Annotated in this window: 17 protein-coding genes; 9 read left to right on the forward strand and 8 right to left on the reverse strand. The window is 61.2% G+C overall.

The genetic code is table 11. The annotated features are described in order from the left end of the window. The first annotated feature begins 33 nt into the window (after positions 1–33). Entirely contained in the window at positions 34–711 is a 678-nt protein-coding gene (locus DFR52_RS24700; RefSeq protein WP_210205811.1) for a hypothetical protein, read from the forward strand. Positions 712–1,365: 654 nt separating this feature from the next. On the opposite strand, the gene DFR52_RS09690 is transcribed toward DFR52_RS24700, so the two are convergent. Next, positions 1,366–2,751 carry an endonuclease/exonuclease/phosphatase family protein gene (locus DFR52_RS09690; RefSeq protein ID WP_110031724.1) on the reverse strand — a complete coding sequence of 462 codons (1,386 nt, stop codon included), beginning with the start codon at positions 2,749–2,751 and terminating at the stop codon, positions 1,366–1,368. A gap of 602 nt (positions 2,752–3,353) precedes the next feature. Between DFR52_RS09690 and DFR52_RS09695 the strand changes: the two genes are divergently transcribed. Both DFR52_RS09695 and DFR52_RS09700 read left to right on the forward strand, forming a co-directional pair. Further along, the gene (locus DFR52_RS09695; RefSeq protein ID WP_110031725.1) at positions 3,354–3,842 is read left to right on the forward strand and encodes a peptidase associated/transthyretin-like domain-containing protein; all 489 of its coding nucleotides are present in this window, start codon (positions 3,354–3,356) and stop codon (positions 3,840–3,842) included. A 5-nt stretch (positions 3,843–3,847) separates the two neighbouring features. Then, positions 3,848–4,543 carry a ferric reductase-like transmembrane domain-containing protein gene (locus DFR52_RS09700; RefSeq protein ID WP_110031726.1) on the forward strand — a complete coding sequence of 232 codons (696 nt, stop codon included), beginning with the start codon at positions 3,848–3,850 and terminating at the stop codon, positions 4,541–4,543. Between the two features lie 72 nt (positions 4,544–4,615). On the opposite strand, the gene DFR52_RS09705 is transcribed toward DFR52_RS09700, so the two are convergent. The 4 genes from DFR52_RS09705 to DFR52_RS09715 all read right to left on the reverse strand — a co-directional run bounded on the left by DFR52_RS09705 (position 4,616) and on the right by DFR52_RS09715 (position 10,024). Continuing rightward, positions 4,616–5,674, reverse strand: a complete 1,059-nt coding sequence (locus tag DFR52_RS09705) for a type 2 periplasmic-binding domain-containing protein (RefSeq protein ID WP_146215578.1) — start codon at positions 5,672–5,674, stop codon at positions 4,616–4,618. Then, positions 5,671–7,488 carry a hypothetical protein gene (locus DFR52_RS24235; protein WP_146215579.1) on the reverse strand — a complete coding sequence of 606 codons (1,818 nt, stop codon included), beginning with the start codon at positions 7,486–7,488 and terminating at the stop codon, positions 5,671–5,673. The genes DFR52_RS09705 and DFR52_RS24235 overlap by 4 nt, the downstream gene beginning before the upstream one ends. A 415-nt stretch (positions 7,489–7,903) precedes the next feature. Beyond that, positions 7,904–8,785 (reverse strand): DMT family transporter, encoded by an 882-nt coding sequence (locus DFR52_RS09710; RefSeq protein WP_245415267.1) that lies wholly within the window; start codon positions 8,783–8,785, stop codon positions 7,904–7,906. A 264-nt stretch (positions 8,786–9,049) separates the two neighbouring features. After that, positions 9,050–10,024 (reverse strand): glycoside hydrolase family 25 protein, encoded by a 975-nt coding sequence (locus DFR52_RS09715; RefSeq protein ID WP_110031729.1) that lies wholly within the window; start codon positions 10,022–10,024, stop codon positions 9,050–9,052. Positions 10,025–10,279: 255 nt separating this feature from the next. Between DFR52_RS09715 and DFR52_RS09720 the strand changes: the two genes are divergently transcribed. The 5 genes from DFR52_RS09720 (at position 10,280) to DFR52_RS09740 (ending at position 14,506) form a co-directional block, all read left to right on the forward strand. Beyond that, positions 10,280–12,688 (forward strand): heavy metal translocating P-type ATPase, encoded by a 2,409-nt coding sequence (locus DFR52_RS09720; RefSeq protein ID WP_110031730.1) that lies wholly within the window; start codon positions 10,280–10,282, stop codon positions 12,686–12,688. 4 nt (positions 12,689–12,692) lie between these two features. Continuing rightward, entirely contained in the window at positions 12,693–13,088 is a 396-nt protein-coding gene (gene cueR / locus DFR52_RS09725) for a Cu(I)-responsive transcriptional regulator (protein ID WP_110031731.1), read from the forward strand. 189 nt (positions 13,089–13,277) lie between these two features. Further along, on the forward strand, positions 13,278–13,763 hold the full coding sequence (locus tag DFR52_RS09730; RefSeq protein ID WP_110031732.1) for a cupredoxin domain-containing protein: 486 nt from the start codon (positions 13,278–13,280) through the stop codon (positions 13,761–13,763). A 168-nt stretch (positions 13,764–13,931) separates the two neighbouring features. Further along, positions 13,932–14,207: a type II toxin-antitoxin system ParD family antitoxin gene (locus DFR52_RS09735; protein ID WP_110031733.1), complete on the forward strand. Its 276-nt coding sequence runs from the start codon at positions 13,932–13,934 to the stop codon at positions 14,205–14,207. Then, entirely contained in the window at positions 14,204–14,506 is a 303-nt protein-coding gene (locus DFR52_RS09740) for a type II toxin-antitoxin system RelE/ParE family toxin (protein ID WP_110031734.1), read from the forward strand. The genes DFR52_RS09735 and DFR52_RS09740 overlap by 4 nt, the downstream gene beginning before the upstream one ends. A gap of 323 nt (positions 14,507–14,829) precedes the next feature. Here DFR52_RS09740 and DFR52_RS09745 read toward each other — a convergent pair whose 3' ends face one another. Beyond that, positions 14,830–15,174 (reverse strand): hypothetical protein, encoded by a 345-nt coding sequence (locus DFR52_RS09745; RefSeq protein WP_110031735.1) that lies wholly within the window; start codon positions 15,172–15,174, stop codon positions 14,830–14,832. Further along, positions 15,171–16,136, reverse strand: a complete 966-nt coding sequence (locus tag DFR52_RS09750) for a DnaJ C-terminal domain-containing protein (RefSeq protein WP_110031736.1) — start codon at positions 16,134–16,136, stop codon at positions 15,171–15,173. The genes DFR52_RS09745 and DFR52_RS09750 overlap by 4 nt, the downstream gene beginning before the upstream one ends. A 244-nt stretch (positions 16,137–16,380) precedes the next feature. On the opposite strand from DFR52_RS09750, the gene DFR52_RS09755 reads away from it, so the two are divergent. Further along, complete coding sequence (locus DFR52_RS09755) at positions 16,381–16,767, forward strand: DUF302 domain-containing protein (RefSeq protein WP_110031737.1); 387 nt, start codon at positions 16,381–16,383, stop codon at positions 16,765–16,767. A 147-nt stretch (positions 16,768–16,914) separates the two neighbouring features. Here DFR52_RS09755 and DFR52_RS09760 read toward each other — a convergent pair whose 3' ends face one another. Further along, positions 16,915–17,769, reverse strand: coding sequence for a universal stress protein (locus tag DFR52_RS09760; RefSeq protein ID WP_110031738.1), 855 nt, complete (start codon positions 17,767–17,769; stop codon positions 16,915–16,917). Positions 17,770–17,805 lie beyond the last annotated feature (36 nt).

Below are 17,805 nucleotides of genomic sequence, written 5' to 3' on the forward strand. Positions count from 1 at the left end.
AGCAGGAATGGCCCCGTCAATACTGCTCCTTCCATGAAACCCGATACCGGCGATAACATATTCGTTTTGAAAGGCTTCGATGCCGTCACCGACACCGTGCGTGCAGAATGCCGCGTATGTATCAGTGATTTGGATCAGTTAAGAGCGATATTAGCCCCTGAAAGCGCCACTGATCCCAATCTGAAGGGCCTGTATGTTGGATTGTCAGAAATCGACATGCAACAGATCGGCGCACTGTGCATCCCACCCATCGTGCCCGATGCCATTCTTACCGGCATTAGTCGACCGTCCTTTGCGCTCGAAGCCATTCCATATCTGATCCATACCAACTTTGAACTTCCGCTTATGTTGGAAGGACGAAAGCCCTTGGCAGCGTTCCGCGATGGCTACCCGTCCGACTGGTTCGATGAACTCTTGGAGCCGTTCGAACCTTTTGTGGCTACCGGTCAAATCCTTCGCCGCATCATCGACACACCGATGCCCGACCTCAAGCAACGCGAGCCAAATCTTGATGGCCTGAGGGACGTGCTCTTCGCGCTTCCAGAACAGGAATGGCGTATTGATGTCTATATAAAAAACATCTTGAACCGAACACGCGACTGGGACGACGACCTTGAGCGCCTGCAAGGTTCATTGCTCGGGTATGAGGACTGGGAAAATGATTGGTGGATCGAGCAACGCTCGAAAGGTAGATTGGCAAATCAGAAATAGCGGCCTTCACCGGATGGTTACGATCAGCACATCTGGGGTCTCGTTCCAGAACAGCCACCCCGCGATCGTCGCCCGGATGATGGCGGAATAGTCGATCGGCGCCACGACCACGGCGGGCGGCAGGCCGAAGGCCGGATCATGGTCATGCCGGCCGTGCCGGAGACAGCGGCGATTGGCGGCAATGGCTTCGTCGGAAGGCCGGCGTGATCAGCTCCGAGGATTGATGTGGCCCCCTCCGCATCACCCTCACGAAGCTGTGACGGCGGTTGGCGGCCGATCCCGGGTCCGCGCCTTGGGATCGCCGTCAAATGCGCTTTATTTGGCGGTGACGCGACCGTGCTGTCGTCTCGGTCGATCCGCAATCGCTCGACAGGCAGGCCGCATGACCGATACCCTGACCACCCGCCGTACTCACCTCGCCGCCGCCAGCGCAACTGTGGCGACCCTGGTGGCGGGCCTCATCCTTCCCGCCCGCGCGTAAGGCGTTGCAGTCACGGCCTCGACGCCAGTCGGACGGCTGCAAACGCCGCGGCGCCATCCGCATCCCGTTGCCGCGCCGACAGAGATCCGTCTGCGTGACCCGAACCGACATGCCACCTTGATCAGGGACCGGGTGGCGGGCCGGATGATCGGGCTGGCCCCGCAGCATTGGTGCTATCCGGACGGTTCGGTCTTGTCGCACGCATCGATATAGGCGTCGGAGAAGTCGCTGGTGAGTTCGATCCACATCGGCAGATGGTCGCTCATCTTGTAGGTCCGCCAGGTCCTGTAGGAGCCTTCGCTGCGCTGCGGCTGGTAGGTGTCGCGTTCGTCCAGCCGGTAGACATGCTCGAAATAGTCGAACACACCGGCGCCGCGAATATCGACCTGCACGTGGCCGCGCTTGCGTTTGGGCTCCCAGAAGGCAATCTGGTCATAGGCCTTGGTCTTTTCGACGTTCGATCCGGGAATCTCGCGAATTTGCGGCGGAACCTCAAAACCATTGGCCTGCAGCGCTTCCATGGTTTCGTGCTCGGCGCTGATGATGTTGAAATCGCCGAGCACGGCGGTGAGCACCGGGTTGTCGGGGTCAGCCTTTATCTCCTTCGCCGCCCTGTTTCCGAGCGCCTCGGTCAGCCGGATGATCTCGTGCTTGCGCTGCGCCAGGAGTTTCTCGTTCTCGTTGTCGCCGAAATAGATATGCACGGTGGCGAGATCGATCTTGATCCAGCCGGACTGGAAGCTGACGATGAAGGGGGTGCGGGCAAATTGCTTGAAGCTCTGGTCCATCGCCTCTCCGGGAAAGCGAAGCCGAAAATTCTCGCCCGACACCGAGCCCTGCGGCACCTGCACCCCGACCTTGCCCTTGCTGCCCGGCGGACGGGTCACTTCGGTGCCCTTCGTCAAGGCCAGCGCGCTGCCAACCGGAAGGCTGAGAACCGCGCCCTCGGGAAGCGGGATCTCCAGATCCTCGTCAAGCCTGATGGTGCCGCTGCCGGCCGTTAGCGACCGTGCGTCGTAGATGCCGGACAAGTCGGCAGCCTCCGGCAACTGCAGCGCCAGACCGTTCTGCAACTTGATCCGCTCGCCGAAGCTGGCGAGCACCTTCTTTCCGTCGGGCAGGGTCAGTTCGCCGGCGATGTGGCGGAAACGCACACGGTTGCGATTGAACAGGAACACCATGCGTTCGCCATTGCCGGCCCCGCCGTCGGTCACATCGGTGGCGATGTAGTCCCAGTCCGGTCCGAGAATCTGCCGCAGGTCCAGGAATTCACGCATGTTGTCGCGCACTTCCTGGATTGCGGCGATATCGAAGTTCGAGAGGATCTCCGCCATGTAATACAGCGGCTCATAGGTGTCGCGGCCTCCGTATTTGGTGTTGCCGAATTCGCGGATGTTCCATGTGCCGATCCGCAGCGTCGCGATCCGGTCGGTGTCCTTCGGAAAATGCCCGGCCAGCGCCTCCCGCAGCCGGCGGAGCCCGGCGATGGTGCGCTTGCGCGTGGCTTCCTCGGCGGACCCGGCGCGGAAGCTCTTGCGGAGACGGCTGTAGAAAGGCATTTTCTTACTCCCCTGCCTCAACAATGCGGAGCCGACTTGTCCGTCGGAACGCGCTCCGGCATGTATTCACGTGTACTAAATCGGCGTGTCGCAAAGCTATATTTCAGTTGATAAGCAAGAGTAATTGAATTTCCAGAAAAAACAACTTGCTGATGCGGGTATGGCTTGCTGACGGATTTCGGTTCTGGTGATCTTCAGATCGAGAGGCGGACAAAATCGAAGCCTTGGACGGAAGCGCCAAGCTGTAGAGTTTGTTGGTGAGCGGGTCCGGAGGCATCCGCGATACACCGCACTCCAATGTCTGCTGCGCAACTGCGTAAAGACGCTGAAATCGGATCTTTTCATCTCCGCTGGTGGCCTACGATATCGATGCGTGCATGCCGTGGGGGCAGGACGGGGCTTGCCGAAATCGCCCGGCATGGCGACCGTGCCAGGATGCTGCTCCGCCGCGGCCGCCCTCCGCCTCACGAAGCTGTGACCGCGGTTGGCGGCCGATACCGCGTCCGCGCCTTGGGATTGCCGTCAATCGCATTATATCTGGTGATGAACGCGACCGTGCTGTCGTCTCGGTCGATCCGCAATCGCTCGACAGGAATAGCCGCATGACCGATCTCCTGACCACCCGCCGTACTCTCCTCGCCGCCGCTGGCGCAGCCGTGGCGACCGGGATGACCGGCCTCATTGTTCCGGCCCGCGCCCAAGGTCTTGCCGCCACGCCCTCGATGCGGGGTGGGTCCAACAACTACCGTCCCGGGGCGCCGATCGTCGAACGGATCGGCAGCGGCGGCTTCTGGATGACCGGCACGGTCCGGCGCGCCGGCGATGGCGCGCCGCTTCCCGGCCGGCGCATCCAGATATGGGCCCACACCACCGAGGGCAACGAACGCGACCCGCAAAGCCACGGCGCCACGCTCACCGACGCCGACGGCGTGTTCCGCCTCGAGATGCCGCAGATCGTGCCGGCCTTCGGCCAGCCGCACGGCCATCTGGCCTATGACGATGACGAGTTCGCGACCGTCTTCCTGCGCCCGGTGATGGCGAGCGCCAGCGATACCAGCCTCAGCGCCGATTTCGTGCTGCAGCCGGCCTGACCCCGATGCGGCTTGAGGCGTCCGGAAAAGTCCGGACCATCCTGACATGGTCCGCCCTCGCGGCGGCCGTTGCGGTGCCGGTGGCGGCCGCGGCGGCAAGCCCTCTGCTCGCCTGGCGCGATCCGGTCTATATCCTGGGGGGTTTTGCAGGCATTGCGGCCATGGCGCTGCTGCTGGTCCAGCCGCTCTTGGCGGGGGAACTGCTGCCGGGTCTCTCCGCCCGGCGCGGCCGGCTCGTCCATCGCTGGACCGGGGCCCTCCTCGTCGTGTTCGTGGTCGCCCACGTCGCGGCGCTCTGGGTCACCAGTCCGCCCGACGTGGTCGATGCGCTGCTGTTTGCCTCGCCCACCCCGTTCTCGGTCTGGGGCGTGGTCGCCATGTGGGCGGTCTTCGCCTCGGCGCTGCTGGCGGCACTAAGGCATCGCCTGCGGCTTCGCCCGCGCAGCTGGCGCCGCGCCCACACGGTGCTCGCCGCCGTGATTGTCGCGGGAAGCGTCGCCCATGCCCTGCTCATCGAGGGGACCATGGAAACCTGGTCGAAGGCGGCGCTCTGCGCGCTGGTGCTGGCTGCGACGGTCGCCGTCGTGATGGTGAGGATGAGGCCGCGCCAGTTCCCCTCATGGTCCGGAAGAAAAGGAACCGGCGGAATAGTGCGTGTTTTCATAGTTCTACGGAAAAAAAATCCGACAGCGTCCGACTGATCAGTTTGCCGCTCGATTTTGCATACTGAGCGAATATGTCGATGGAACACGGATCTCTCAGAATTCTATACATTAATTGCGTTCTCCCCGAATGCTCCAAAAAAACACCTCCAATTTCTTGCTAGGTCTAACATTCTGAAATGTATCGCTAAAAGCCTTGTCTAAGATAGATGGTGTAAAAATCGTTTTCTGAGATAGTATTTCAAAAAATTGCGCAATAGACAACTCTCTCTTCAAGTATTCATCTTTTTGTTGCTGTGCAATGGCCTTTCCAAAAATTGCATATCTGTCATTGGTGTATGTCTGTGTACCATTGGTGTAGCTACACCCAGGTATCGTCTTTATATTCTCAGTAATTATCTCTAAATCGCCAATGTAGTAATCGAAGCTACTTTCGCAAAACGCCTTCGCAGCGTCCGAATGATTCCCATATGACTTCACTCTAGGCTTCGATTCGCTTGGGCACGTTGCTATCCCACGTAGATAATTGACTAACTCCGTTTCGTACCGTGGCAATTCGCCCGCATCTACCAATGCTCGAATGCCGCGGCTCTCCGCAGTTGTTCCTCCGACTAACCCGATGAGCGGTTTGCTAGGATTTTGACAAGCTGATTTCGGCAGTGGAGAATCTTTCAAGGTTACATAGCTTATCCCAGTGAGGAAAAGCGGCGGCGAAACGGTTAACCCCACACGGCGATCGTTGGTAATCGTCGCTGGGTCACATAAAATGTCGAAGTGAATGCCGAGATCATTGAAGCGGGTCCCGCTTTGATCGTTCCGATTTCTGTCAATGTCAAAGATACCGATGTCGTCAAATGTCAATTTGGTGTCGGAATTCGACTCTAACACCATTTCTGCAAGGACGGCGTCGCATATTTGTATCATGTAGCCAGTGTATCCTGCCCTCGTCAGCGGTCCGCGAGGTCCGTCGGTTGCTACCGATTTACTCACCCGGCTGGCGTCAGGAATGTAGGAAAATGGTCGTGCATCGCTTCGCACGCCTATACAGAGTAATTTTCCATCACAGCCTAGTGCTGGAGAAGGATTTCCAGCGTCGCCGCTCGCTTCTATTGACATCAATACAACCAAAGCGAAAGACATAATAAGTGAAGTAAGTACGGAGAAATTCACCGTACGGCCTCCTCAATAGGCGGTGGTCTCTTGGCTTTGTAGCTTCTAATTGTGCCGCCCAATTCGGTGACCTCTAGCATTACAGCAAACATTATTAGAAAGAAAAATGCAGTTGAACTCATCACAATAGTATCACGTATTGATTCCGGGAATAATGCGTCATTTGGAGTTGGTTGGAATTGCCCGGAATATGTAAGAAAAATTGTAATCCAGACATAAGCAAAATACAAAGCTGAGAATAATGCGCTTATCAATATCGTCCCAATTGCACTTAAGTGGTCATGTTTGTCCATGTTGACGAGGGCTGCAAAAGCCAGAATAATGCCCATACCGAAGTGCATCGCGAAAAATCCGCTTGAATCCTGAAATAAAGTGATGATTTGCGCTTGTGTTGCCTCAAAGTCGGAAGCCCACCAGACATTGATTACCCCAACAGAGGCCGAGATAATGACCGCAGAAATTCCGGAGAAGAAGGAAATTGCAAGCAGTCGTAAAAACGGAAACTGATAAAATTTCCAATTTGTCTGCCATGACTGTTGCTCGATGCGGACTTCACGGCCTACGAGAACAAAAAACACGCTAACAAAAATCACAGAGCCGGACCTTATCGTATCCCATATTGTGACTTCAATTGTGCGGCTCCGCTGTGAAATCGCATATTTAATTTTATCTAGGCATTCCTCGGTGGTAGGTTCAGGACACGCTGGCGCAGTCCAAATATGCCATTGTTCGTAGACAAAGAATATAAGGATCGAACTTAACAGAATGGAGATGATGAAGCTCACTGCAAAAGAATTTTGTTCTGCATTGTATCGTTGTTCTATAAAGAGTTTGGTAGCCTCGATAGGAGTTCTGGGCGTATGTAAATCGCGTTGTCGTGAAGGGCCGTTTGTGCTGAATATAGATCTATTATTTCTTACGAATAGCACCGCGAAAACAGCCATTGTATTAGAACACGCTCGAGAAGACATCCGCTCCAACTCAGAAAATATCTCAGAAACATCTTTAGAGCTAATTGGGTTTGTTGATCCCTCCTCCTCTCTACCGAGTTCTTTATCCATCTCGTCAATTGCAAGACGTAGCGTGCCGAGTTCCGCCGCGAGTTTGTCAGACAATTCGGTGAGCGTGGCCATCCGATAGAGCGGGAAGTATAGAGTTCGATTTTTAGTGGTTGTGGCGGGCGAAAGGCAATCTATAGCTATAAGTGTCTGTTTGATATATTTTTTCTGTGCTTCATATATATTGGCTGGATCAATTTTATCGGATTTATTTATGAATTTCTGGGCAAATGGGGTAGAGTGTCCAGTCGTATACCTTTCGTAGGGAATTGCACGAAGGCTTTCTATTACCTTGTAGACACCTCGTGGAATGCCGGCCATTCGGTGTGCTAGGCTCCGCATGGTGGCTTCAATCGGTTTCACCGCGCCAATTGAGAGAAACGAGATCAACATTGCGGAGACAAAGATTGGTTTTCCATACTCAGTCGACGAGAGAACCGGGGTGTCGCTGCCAGGGAAAATGAAACCGCCCGTTGCCCCGACCTCAGTTCGGGCGTTGCTAGCGTCTAAGACAAGTTCATAGATTTCGGCAGAACCCAGCACTACGGAATAAACAATCAAATAAAGTGCTGCATAAAATGCAAAGCCCGCTATTGTCTCACCTGTAGTGCAAAGATTTCGTACTTCAACATCCTTAAGAATTGGGTGTAATTCAAAAGGATGGTGACCAGTCTGTGAATTAAAGTTTCTGAATGCCTCGATCAATAGCATCACCGCGCCTGCGGCGATAAAGCCGGCATAAATTAACCCGTTCATGGCAGCGTGCCTATGCGAATGGAATCAAATGCAAACTTGAACTGCGGGATTACATGGTCCAGCAGCCTGAGAAATACTTGTCGGAAGAATAAGAGATAACGTGATCACGAGCAATGAAGCGATAAGCAATGCGGTAATTTTATCCATTGGTTGAACTCCGATTTCCGAATTCCAATGTATAGCATATTGAATTCAAATTTACAAACCGTTAGGTCGAGAAGTTAAATTGAACTTTGAAATATACAAAATATGTAGCATTATCATATAAATATATGATCTGTCGGTCCTTGATTTTTTGCGCATGCTTGGTTGGTTGCTCGAATGCTTGCGGCTCGTGTTATGAGGAATGTAGCATCACTGCTGAGGCTCTTTCTCTTGTTTTTTGCGCTAACAACATCTTGCAAAGGCTCTTTTCTTACCCTTCCGCCCGGTGCTCCCGCACGATGATGAAGACGCCGCTGGCGATGATGATCGCCGCCCCCGCGAAGGTCAGCGCGTCCGGGATCTCGTTCCAGAACAGCCAGCCGAGGATCGTGGCCCAGATGATGGCCGAATAGTCGAGCGGCGCCACCACCACGGCGGGCGCCAGCCGGAAGGCCTGGGTGATCATGGTCATGCCGGCGGTGCCGAAGACGGCGATGGCGGCGAACAGCCACAGGTCCTCGGGTGCGGGGGTGATCCAGACGAAGGGGACCAGGAACAGGCTCAGCGCCGCGCCGGTGCCGGTCATGTAGAGAAGCAGCGTCCAGACGCTCTCGCGGCTGTCCACGAAGCGGGCCGAGAGCATCAGCAGGGCGTAGACGAAGGCGGTGGCGACCGGCAGCAGCGAGATGGCCTGGAAGGCGGCCGTGCCCGGCCGCACCGCGATGAGCACGCCGATGAACCCGACGGCGATGGCGAGCCAGCGCCTCCAGCCGACCTGTTCGCGGAAGAGCAGCGCGGAGAGCGCGGTGATGAACAGCGGCGCCACGAAGATCAGCGCGGTCGCCTCCGCCAGGCCCATATAGGTGATGGAGGTGAAGAACAGGATCGTGGCGCCGATCCAGAGCCCGCCGCGCGCGAGATGCGCCAGCGGCCGATGCGAGCGCAGCGCCGCCGTTCCGCCCATCCGGTGGGCGATCAGGATCGCGAAGGGCAGGGCGATCAGGTTGCGCAGGAACAGGATCTGGATCGGCGAATAGCCGGCCGTCAGCGTCTTGGCGATGGCATCGTTGACGCAGAGGCTGGCCACGCCCGCGCACATCAGGACGATGCCGACCGACATGCGCGATCGCGGCTGCTTCGTGGCTGGCTGCAAGATTCTCGCTCCCGGGGCTGCTGGCGCGACCCTAATGCATGGCGCGCGAATGTGTGGGGCTTTTTTGCGACAACGACATGTCGGACCGCAATGGCCGCGCCGCACGGCCATCCGGGGGATGTGACACGCCGAGACCGGGGTGACTTCTCCTGCCCGGCCGGCGGCTCGGGGCCGCTGGTTGCGGTTCGGATGGGCCCTGGCCGGTCCGCAAAGCAGATCGCGTGAGTGCGGATTCACGCGATCTGCTTCGGGCCTTGTCATGAATCAGTGGGTCCGGCCTTCCAGCCATCGGTGCCAGCTGTCGGCGGTTCCGTTGAACACGTTGAGGTCGATCTGGGTCTCGTGTCCATGCGCGAGCCCGGTGCCAGAATACTGCCAGAAGGCGAATTCGCGGCCGGGATAGACCTCGGAAGGATGCGCCGCGACCGAGCGCAGCCAGAAGGAATGGTCCCTGAACTGGCCCTTGAGATTGTCCTCGTAGAAATCAGGCGCCGTGTAGATGACCGGCTTCTGGCCGTAGTGGCGCTCGACCATGTCCATGAACACCTTCATCTTCTCGAGCACAACCTTCTGCGAGGGGCGCTTGCGGCAGGTCTTGGAATCGCCGTTCCACTCGACGTCGACCACCGGCGGCAGCGCGCCCTTGACCTTCGGCACGTTGCGGATGAACCATTCGGCCTGTTCGGAGGCGACCCGGCACCAGTAGAAGAAGTGATAGGCGCCGCGCGGAATGCCGGCGGCCGCCGCCCCGTTCCAGTTGCGCATGAACGCCGGATCGAGATGGTCGCCGCCGTCGGTGGCCTTGATGTAGGCGAAGTTGGCGCCGCGGGTCCTGAGTTCCGCCCAGTCGATCTGGCCCTGCCAGCGCGAGACGTCGACCCCGTGCACTTCGAAGGGCTTGGGTGACTTGCGGCCGAAGTCGATCGGCTTGGCGTCGCCGAAGCTGGCGCGATAGATGGTCCGTTCGCCCTTGCTGATCACCTCGGGCATCCTGCCGCGGGTCGGATCTTCGGCCCGCAGCATCGCCAGCTCGACCTTTTCGGGAGCGCGGGCTGCAGCGGGTTTCGGCACGCCGGCCCTGGCGAGGCCAACCGGCGGCATCGATGGCGGTCGCACCACCGAGCCGGTGGTGTTCCTGTCGACCGGAACCTTCAGTCCGAGATCGTCGATCCCGGAGGAGGATGTGCATCCGGCCAGAAACCCGGCGCACACCAGTGCGGCAGTCAGTGAAATTCGCATGGCACCCGCTACTCAGAACAATGGGTCGGCACGGCTTTCGATGAGCGATCCGTGACTTGCGGCAATTGTAAATGGAAAATGACCAAGAAAGATTGAATCCGGATCAAATTTTCCGAAAGTTTGACGGGATTCTTGGTTTTTGGTTAACGTCGGCGTCGTTGGTCCGCCCTGCGCAGGGCATCATGGAAACCGCTTGACCTTCCAGTGACTGGAAGGACTAGATGGGGTCAGCCAGTGACCCGAGAGCGAAGCATCATGACCGACAAGACGCCGAAATCCGACGATAGCGGCCGCGCAGAGCCCGGTAGCGAAGCGCATGTGCACGGCCCCGGCTGCGGCCACGCTGATGCAGGCACGGCCGGCGCCGGCCAGGCCATCGATCCGGTCTGCGGCATGACGGTGCAACTCGGCAAGGGCAAGCCGACGCTCGTCTACAAGGGCACCGACTACCATTTCTGTGGCGGCAAATGCCATGACCGCTTCGAGGCGGATCCCTATTTCTATCTCTCCGGCAACAAGGCGCGGAAGAAGGCGCCGGCTGCCCGGTCGACGAAATACACCTGCCCGATGGATCCCGAGATCGTCCAGGACGGCCCGGGGACCTGCCCGATCTGCGGCATGGCGCTGGAGCCGATGGGTGGCGTCGCCGAGGGACCGAACACCGAGCTCCTCGATTTCACCCGCCGGCTCTGGGTGAGCGCGGGTGCAGCCATTCCGCTGCTGATCCTCACCATGGGCCCGATGCTCGGCCTGCCGGTGCGCGAGTGGCTGGGCGAGCGCACGGCCGTCATCCTCGAGTTCCTGCTCGCCACCCCGGTGGTGCTGTGGGCTGCGCGGCCGTTCTTCCACCGCGGCTGGACCTCGGTCCGCACCAGGCATCCCAACATGTGGACGCTGATCATGATCGGGGTCGGCACGGCCTATCTCTATTCGGTTGTCGCCGCCTTCCTGCCCGGCCTTTTCCCGGCCGGCATGCGGATGCACGGCGGCCACATGCCGGTCTATTTCGAGGCTTCGGTGGTGATTGTCGCCCTCGTCTTCGTCGGCCAGGTGCTCGAGTTGCGCGCCCGAGAACGTACAGGCGACGCCATCCGCGCGCTGCTGGACCTCAAGCCCAAGACCGCCCGCCGCATCACCCCCGACGGCGACGAATGCGACGCGCCGCTCGACAACATCATCGAGGGCGACCGGCTGCGCGTGCGTCCCGGCGAATCCGTGCCGGTCGACGCCACGGTGATCGAGGGTCGCTCCTCGGTCGACGAGAGCATGCTGACCGGCGAACCGCTGCCGGTCGAGAAGACCGGCGGCGATCAGGTGACCGGCGGCACGCTGAACGGAAGCGGCACGCTGGTCATCGAGGCCCGCCAGGTCGGCGACGAGACCACGCTGGCGCGCATCGTCGCCATGGTCTCCTCCGCCCAGCGTTCGCGCGCCCCGATCCAGGGACTGGCTGACCGGGTGGCCGGCTGGTTCGTGCCCGCCGTGGTGTTCACCGCCGCACTCGCCTTCGTCATCTGGCTGGTTTTCGGACCCGACCCGTCCTTCGTCTTCGCCATCGTCGCCGCCGTCTCGGTGCTGATCATCGCCTGCCCCTGCGCGCTCGGTCTGGCGACCCCGATGTCGATCATGACGGCGACGGGCAGGGGCGCCCAGGCCGGCGTGCTGATCAAGGACGCCGAGGCGCTCGAGCGCATGGCTCGGGTCGATACGCTGATCGTCGACAAGACCGGCACGCTGACCGAGGGCAGGCCGAAACTCACCGACGTGGTGGCATTTGCGGGCGCCGGCGAGGACGAGGTGCTCGCCATCGCCGCGAGCCTGGAGGCCGGCTCGGAGCATCCGCTGGCCGAGGCCATCGTCGGCGGTGCGGTCGCCCGTGGCCTCAAACCGCCAAAGGCGGGCGACTTCGATGCCGTCACCGGCAAGGGCGTCACAGGCACCGTCGACGGCGCGAAGGCGTCGCTCGGCAACGCCGCGCTGATGCAGTCCGTGGGCATCGATCACGCCGGGGCGGATGAGGCCGCCGACCGGCTGCGCGCCGACGGCAAGACCGTGATGTATGTCGCCTCGGGCACCCGGCTCCTGGGCCTCGTGGCGGTCGCCGATCCGGTCAAGGCCTCCACGTCCGATGCCATCAAGGCCCTGCATGCGCTGGGACTGCGGGTGATCATGGCCACCGGCGACAACGAACTGACCGCCCGCGCCGTGGCCGGCCGGCTCGGTATCGACGAGGTCCATGCGGGCATCCTGCCGGAGGACAAGAAGGCGCTGGTCGACCGGCTTCAGGCCGAAGGCCGCAAGGTGGCCATGGCCGGCGACGGCGTCAACGACGCACCCGCGCTTGCCGCCGCCGAGGTCGGCATCGCCATGGGAACCGGGGCCGATGTGGCGGTGGAGAGCGCCGGCATCACGCTTCTGTCGGGAGATCTCACCGGCATCGTCCGCGCCCGCCGGCTGTCGAAGGCGACGCTGAGGAACATCCGGCAGAACCTGTTCTTCGCCTTCGCCTACAATGCGGCCGGAATTCCCGTGGCGGCGGGCATTCTCTATCCGATCACCGGCACCATGCTCTCGCCGATGATCGCCGCCGCCGCCATGAGCCTGTCCTCCGTGTCGGTCATTTCCAATGCGCTGCGCCTGCGCGCGGCGAAGCTGGACGGGTGATCCCATGAACATCGGAGAAGCAGCCCTTCGGGTCCAACTGCCGACCAAGACCATCCGCTACTACGAGGAGATCGACCTGCTGAGGCCCGGCAGGGCCGCCAACGGCTACCGCGACTATTCCGAGCAGGACATCCACCGCCTGCAGTTCCTGCAGCGCTCGCGCAGCCTCGGCTTCTCCATCGAGGAGTGTCGCCTGCTGCTCTCGCTCTACCAGGACAGGAACCGCGAGAGCGCCGACGTCAAGGACATCGCGCTGGCCAAGATCGCCGAGATCGACCGGAAGATCGGCGAGTTGCGCGGCCTGCGATCGACCTTGAGCAAGCTCGCCGACCATTGCCATGGCGACAATCGCCCGGATTGCCCGATCATGGACGAGTTGTCGGGGGAGGAACACGCATGAAGAGGGAAAGCGCGCTCGGGCCGGTCGCCCCGCTCATCCTCAGGGCCCTCGGCATCCGGTCAACCGAGCCAACTGCCCGGGCCCGGACCACCGACGCCCCTGAAGTCAGACCGATAGTCACCCATGTCCGCAAACTGCAGCGCGCCAGCGGGATGCGCTGACCTCATTCTCTCAACCGGAGCACCGTCCATGAAGCGACCATTCCTGATCATTGCCGCCGCGGCCCTCATGGCCTCGCCGGTGATGGCGGCCGGCGACCACGCGTCCGGCCATGACCATGCGGGGATGCCGGCGGGCAGCCCAGGCAGAGCGGAGGATGTCTCGCGCAGCGTCGAGGTGGTGATGACGGAGACCGACGATGGCGGCATGGCCTTCGAACCGTCCTCCATCGACGTGAACCGTGGCCAGACCATCCGGTTCGTCCTGGTCAATGCCGGCCAACTGGCGCACGAATTCGTGCTCGACACCCATGACGGGATCCTCGAGCACAAGGTGATGATGGAGGCTATGCCCGACATGCGGCATGACGACCCGAATACCCTGCGGCTGGAGCCGGGCACCAGCGGCGACCTCATCTGGAGCTTCTCGGGCCATGGAGCCCTTGAATTCGCCTGCCTGATTCCGGGTCACTACGAACTTGGCATGAAGGGGACACTCGTCGTCGCGACCCCCTGATCGTCCCCGACACCTTCGCGCATCAGCGTTATGTGAAACGCGACCTGAAAGGCAAGCTGCGGATCATCAGATCATGACCCGCTCGGAGCCGTGGCCCGACCTCATCCGAAAGTCATTGAAACTCATCGGTAGGCAATGGTAGTATTGGGTAGTAGCGACAGGATCACCATGAACACGGAAAAACTCAGTATCAGCCTGCCGCTCGACATGGCGCGCATGGTGCGCCGTCAAGTCGAGGATGGCGGCTATGCCTCAAACAGCGAAGTTATCCGCGACGCGCTGCGCCTGTGGCAGCAGCGCGAGCAAGAACGCGGCGAGCGCCTCGACACCATCCGCGCCAGCCTTGATGCCGCCGCTGCCGATCCGGTGCGCCACAGCGCGGAGGCGGTCAGCGCGCATTTTGACCGCCTTCTCGATGAAGCGGAGAAGACGTCGAAATCGTGAACCGGGAGCTCGTTTACACGCCGGCTGCACTCGCCGACCTGGAAGAGATATTCTGGTTTATCGCCGCCGATAATCCGCCCCGGGCACGCAGCTATGTCGCCGAAATCGAGCAGGCTTGCCGAAATCTCTGCGGCACGCCACTGATGGGCAGAACAAGGTCGGACATCCGACCCGGACTTTACGTCTTCCCGCTCTGGCGGCGGATCGTCATCGCGTATGAACTCCCCGATGACCGTGTCGATGTCCTGCGCATCTTTTCCGGCGGGCGGGACTATGAAGCGCTCATGGCTGGGGATTAGGATTCAGCATCGCGCCGGCAAATCGCGACCGGCAAGAAACTCAACACCAGCGCAATGAAACATGATCATTGGGTCACCAGCGCTGCATTCAATCAGGATGGCAGCCTGCTCGCGATCGTTGCCGATCCTTCTTCGATCTGGCGGTTCAGTGCTGAGCTGGTGCTGGGTTGCGGTCAGGTCGCGTGCGTGTTTGCGACTTTGATATGATCGACTGTTGACGCTGTGCTATTGACTGCGAAGGCCCAGGTGAGGCGTGGTCTCTTCCACGCAGTCGTCGGCATCCACCCCAGCCACCCGCCCAAGCTTCATCGGCTCCGACCAGTTCATGGCCGCTTCCGCCGGCTGCCGAGCAGTTCCGAACCGATGCGCTGGCGCACGTCGGGGGCTTCGCGGGCGATCACCCGCAGGACGGTGTCGAGGTCGTGGCGGACGCCGTGCAACTGGTCGATCAGCGAGATAACCACTCCGAGCGCGTCGCCCTCGAGTTCGAAATGCTCGTTGAGTTCGCACAGCAGCTCCAGCCGCGCCACGTCGACCTCCAGATACATCGGGCCCTGCTCGCTCTCCATCGGCGAGACCACTTCGGCCTCGACGAAGGCCAGCAGCCGGCTGCGGGTCAGGCGGTGGACCGTGGCAATGACCTGGTCCTCGGTGTAGCGCACGATCATGACGGCATCCCCTTGAATGCGGCTTTGCGCGGGTCATGGGCGTGGGTCTTGCGCCACTCCTCCATGAACGTCTTCAACTCTTCGTCGATGCTGGGCGGCGCGACGATCTTCAGTTCCACCCGCTGGTCGCCGCGCTTGTCGGACTTGCCGGCCTTGATGCCGCGGCCGCGCAGGCGCAGCGTCTGGCCGCTCGAAGCCCCCGCCGGGATCGTCAGATTGACCGGTCCGTCGATGGTGGGAGTTGCCACCTTGCCGCCGAGCACGGCCTCGTCGAGCGTGATCGGCAGCGTCAGCACGATGTCGTCGCCCTCGCGGCGGAACACCGGATGCGGCCGGACGGAGATGGTGATCAGCGCGTCGCCGGCCGGCGCGCCGCCGTGCCCCGCATCGCCCTTGCCGCGCAGCCGGATGGTCTGGCCGTCGGCGACGCCCGCCGGGATCTGCACCTCGAGGCTGGCGCCGTCGGGCAGCGTGATGCGGGTCTTCTCCCCGCGCACCGCGCCGAGAAAGGCCACGTCCAGCGCATAGCGTCGATCGGCACCCGGCATCGCAAATCCCTGTCTGCCGCCACCGGCGCGCGCTCCTCCGCCGGCCTGGCGCCGGAGGATTTCCTCGAAAATGTCGCCGGCGCCGCCAAGATCGCCGAACCCCTCGAAGCCCTGGAAGCCGCCGCCGCCGCGGTAGCTGTTGCCGGGAGCGTCGGCATAGTCGCGGTAGAAGCGCCGGTCCGGCTTTTCCTGGCCGCTGGCGTCGATTTCTCCGGCGTCGAAGCGTGCCCGCGTCTTCGGGTCCTTGAGCAGGTCATAGGCATTGGAGATCCGCACGAACCGCTCCTTCGAGCCCGCGTCATCCGGGTTGATGTCGGGATGGCTGGTGCGCGCGAGCTTCCGGTAGGCCTTCTTGATCTCGTCCGCGGTGGCGGTCTTCGACACGCCGAGAATGCTGTAGGGATCATCACTCATCAGGATACTGCTCTTTCGGATTGGATTGACCGCACTTGGGCAGGCCGTTCCGGACCCTAGCCCGTCGCGCCACGCCCGGCCACACTTGCAAAATCATATATGCATGCATTGATCTGCAACAAGGCGGGACGTGGAATTCCACCCAGGTTGAGAACCGAGGCGGGAGCCGTGCCGGCAACAGGTTGTCGCCGCATCGGTCGGTCACCGCTACCCCGCACCATGCCACTGAATCCAGGAGAGGCTCATGACCTATACCATCAACCGTCTGTTTCCATCAGGTGATTTCCAGGATATCGACGGCCGCACCCGCGCAGCCCTTGCCGCCAGCGGCTTTGGCGTTCTCACCGAGATCGACGTCCAGGCGACGATGAAGAAGAAGATCGACGCCGACCTGCCGGCCTATCTGATCCTCGGCGCCTGCAATCCGAAGATGGCGTTCGAGGCGATCCGGATGGAGCCGCGGGTGGGAGCCATGCTGCCGTGCAATGTCATCATCCGCCAGCTCGACGGCGGCGTCGAGGTCAGCGCCATCGATCCCGCGGCCTCCATGTCGGCCATCGACAACGCGGCTCTGCACGCGGTCGCAGGCGAGGTTCGCGACATGCTGGCCGAGGCCATTGCCCGGATCTGATTCCGGCCCGCCGCCACGTCCTCCGCCTGACCGTCAGGCCGGCGGCTGGAGCGCTTTTGCTTTTCGTTGAATCGCGGACGCGCTCCAGGTTCTTGATTTGCCGCATTGTCCTACGGCCAAGTAAAATTCACTTCCTCTGGAAATGCGCTAGCGCACCAGTACGATCGGCACCCTGCAGGAACGGATCATCTCGGTGGTGGTCGAGCCGATGACCAGGCTGCGGATGCGGGAATGGCCATAGGCGCCCATCACCACAATGCCGAAATTGGCGTCGGTGACCATCCGGGCGAGCGCCTTTTCGGGCTGGCCGCCGATCACCGATGTATGGGCGTCGAAGCCGGCCGAGGCCAGCATGGCGCGCGCCATGGCCAGGCCGTTCTCTGTTTCGGCCGATGACTGGCCGACGGTCACCACATGGACTTCGAGCCCGGCATAGGTCCGGGTGCGCGCCACATGGTCGATGGACCGCATGCTCGACAGGCCGCCATCCCAGGCGATCAGCAGTTTCGAGATCGGCTTGAAGGCACGCGAGGCGACCAGCACCGGCTTGTGGCTGGCGCGCGCGATGCGCTCGACATTCGAGCCCAGATGCAAGGCCGCGGCATCGGCGGCCTCGCCGCGCTTGCCGATGACGATCATCGCGGCGTCGGCTTCCTGCAGCGCCACCGCCTCGAGCAGGTCGCCATGGCGCAGCATCGCCCGCACATCTGCCACGCCGTCGCCCTTGAGGATCTCCGTGGCGTCGTCGAGGATGGCCCGGCCGCGCTGCTTGAGCAGCTTGGCGCGCTGTTCGTCCACCGCCGCCAGTTGCTCGAGCAGCGCCGTGCGCGCGCCGAGCGCGATCGCGCCGGAGAGATCGGCATTGTCCGGCTGGTCGCGGCGGCCGAGCACATGCAGCAGTTCCACGGCGGCGCCGGTGCGCGCGGAGGCCCAGGCGGCGTGGTCGCAGACGCTTTTCGAATAGGTCGAGCCGTCCACCAGCGCGATGATCTTGTCCGTCATGTCATTCCCCTTGTCGCAGTGTCCGCGCCGAAGCGG

Source organism: Hoeflea marina (assembly GCF_003182275.1).
In the GTDB taxonomy this organism is placed as follows: Bacteria; Pseudomonadota; Alphaproteobacteria; order Rhizobiales; family Rhizobiaceae; genus Hoeflea; species Hoeflea marina.

Bases quoted from the DNA above. Each gene is read 5' to 3' on its own strand.
- DFR52_RS09720 (WP_110031730.1), top strand. From the start codon at position 10,280: ATGACCGACAAGACGCCGAAATCCGACGATAGCGGCCGCGCAGAGCCC.
- cueR (WP_110031731.1), top strand. From the start codon at position 12,693: ATGAACATCGGAGAAGCAGCCCTTCGGGTCCAACTGCCGACCAAGACC.
- DFR52_RS09695 (WP_110031725.1), top strand. From the start codon at position 3,354: ATGACCGATCTCCTGACCACCCGCCGTACTCTCCTCGCCGCCGCTGGC.
- DFR52_RS09690 (WP_110031724.1), bottom strand. From the start codon at position 2,751: ATGCCTTTCTACAGCCGTCTCCGCAAGAGCTTCCGCGCCGGGTCCGCC.
- DFR52_RS09700 (WP_110031726.1), top strand. From the start codon at position 3,848: ATGCGGCTTGAGGCGTCCGGAAAAGTCCGGACCATCCTGACATGGTCC.
- DFR52_RS09735 (WP_110031733.1), top strand. From the start codon at position 13,932: ATGAACACGGAAAAACTCAGTATCAGCCTGCCGCTCGACATGGCGCGC.
- DFR52_RS09755 (WP_110031737.1), top strand. From the start codon at position 16,381: ATGACCTATACCATCAACCGTCTGTTTCCATCAGGTGATTTCCAGGAT.
- DFR52_RS09715 (WP_110031729.1), bottom strand. From the start codon at position 10,024: ATGCGAATTTCACTGACTGCCGCACTGGTGTGCGCCGGGTTTCTGGCC.
- DFR52_RS24700 (WP_210205811.1), top strand. From the start codon at position 34: ATGAAACCCGATACCGGCGATAACATATTCGTTTTGAAAGGCTTCGAT.
- DFR52_RS09730 (WP_110031732.1), top strand. From the start codon at position 13,278: ATGAAGCGACCATTCCTGATCATTGCCGCCGCGGCCCTCATGGCCTCG.
- DFR52_RS24235 (WP_146215579.1), bottom strand. From the start codon at position 7,488: ATGAACGGGTTAATTTATGCCGGCTTTATCGCCGCAGGCGCGGTGATG.
- DFR52_RS09750 (WP_110031736.1), bottom strand. From the start codon at position 16,136: ATGAGTGATGATCCCTACAGCATTCTCGGCGTGTCGAAGACCGCCACC.
- DFR52_RS09745 (WP_110031735.1), bottom strand. From the start codon at position 15,174: ATGATCGTGCGCTACACCGAGGACCAGGTCATTGCCACGGTCCACCGC.
- DFR52_RS09760 (WP_110031738.1), bottom strand. From the start codon at position 17,769: ATGACGGACAAGATCATCGCGCTGGTGGACGGCTCGACCTATTCGAAA.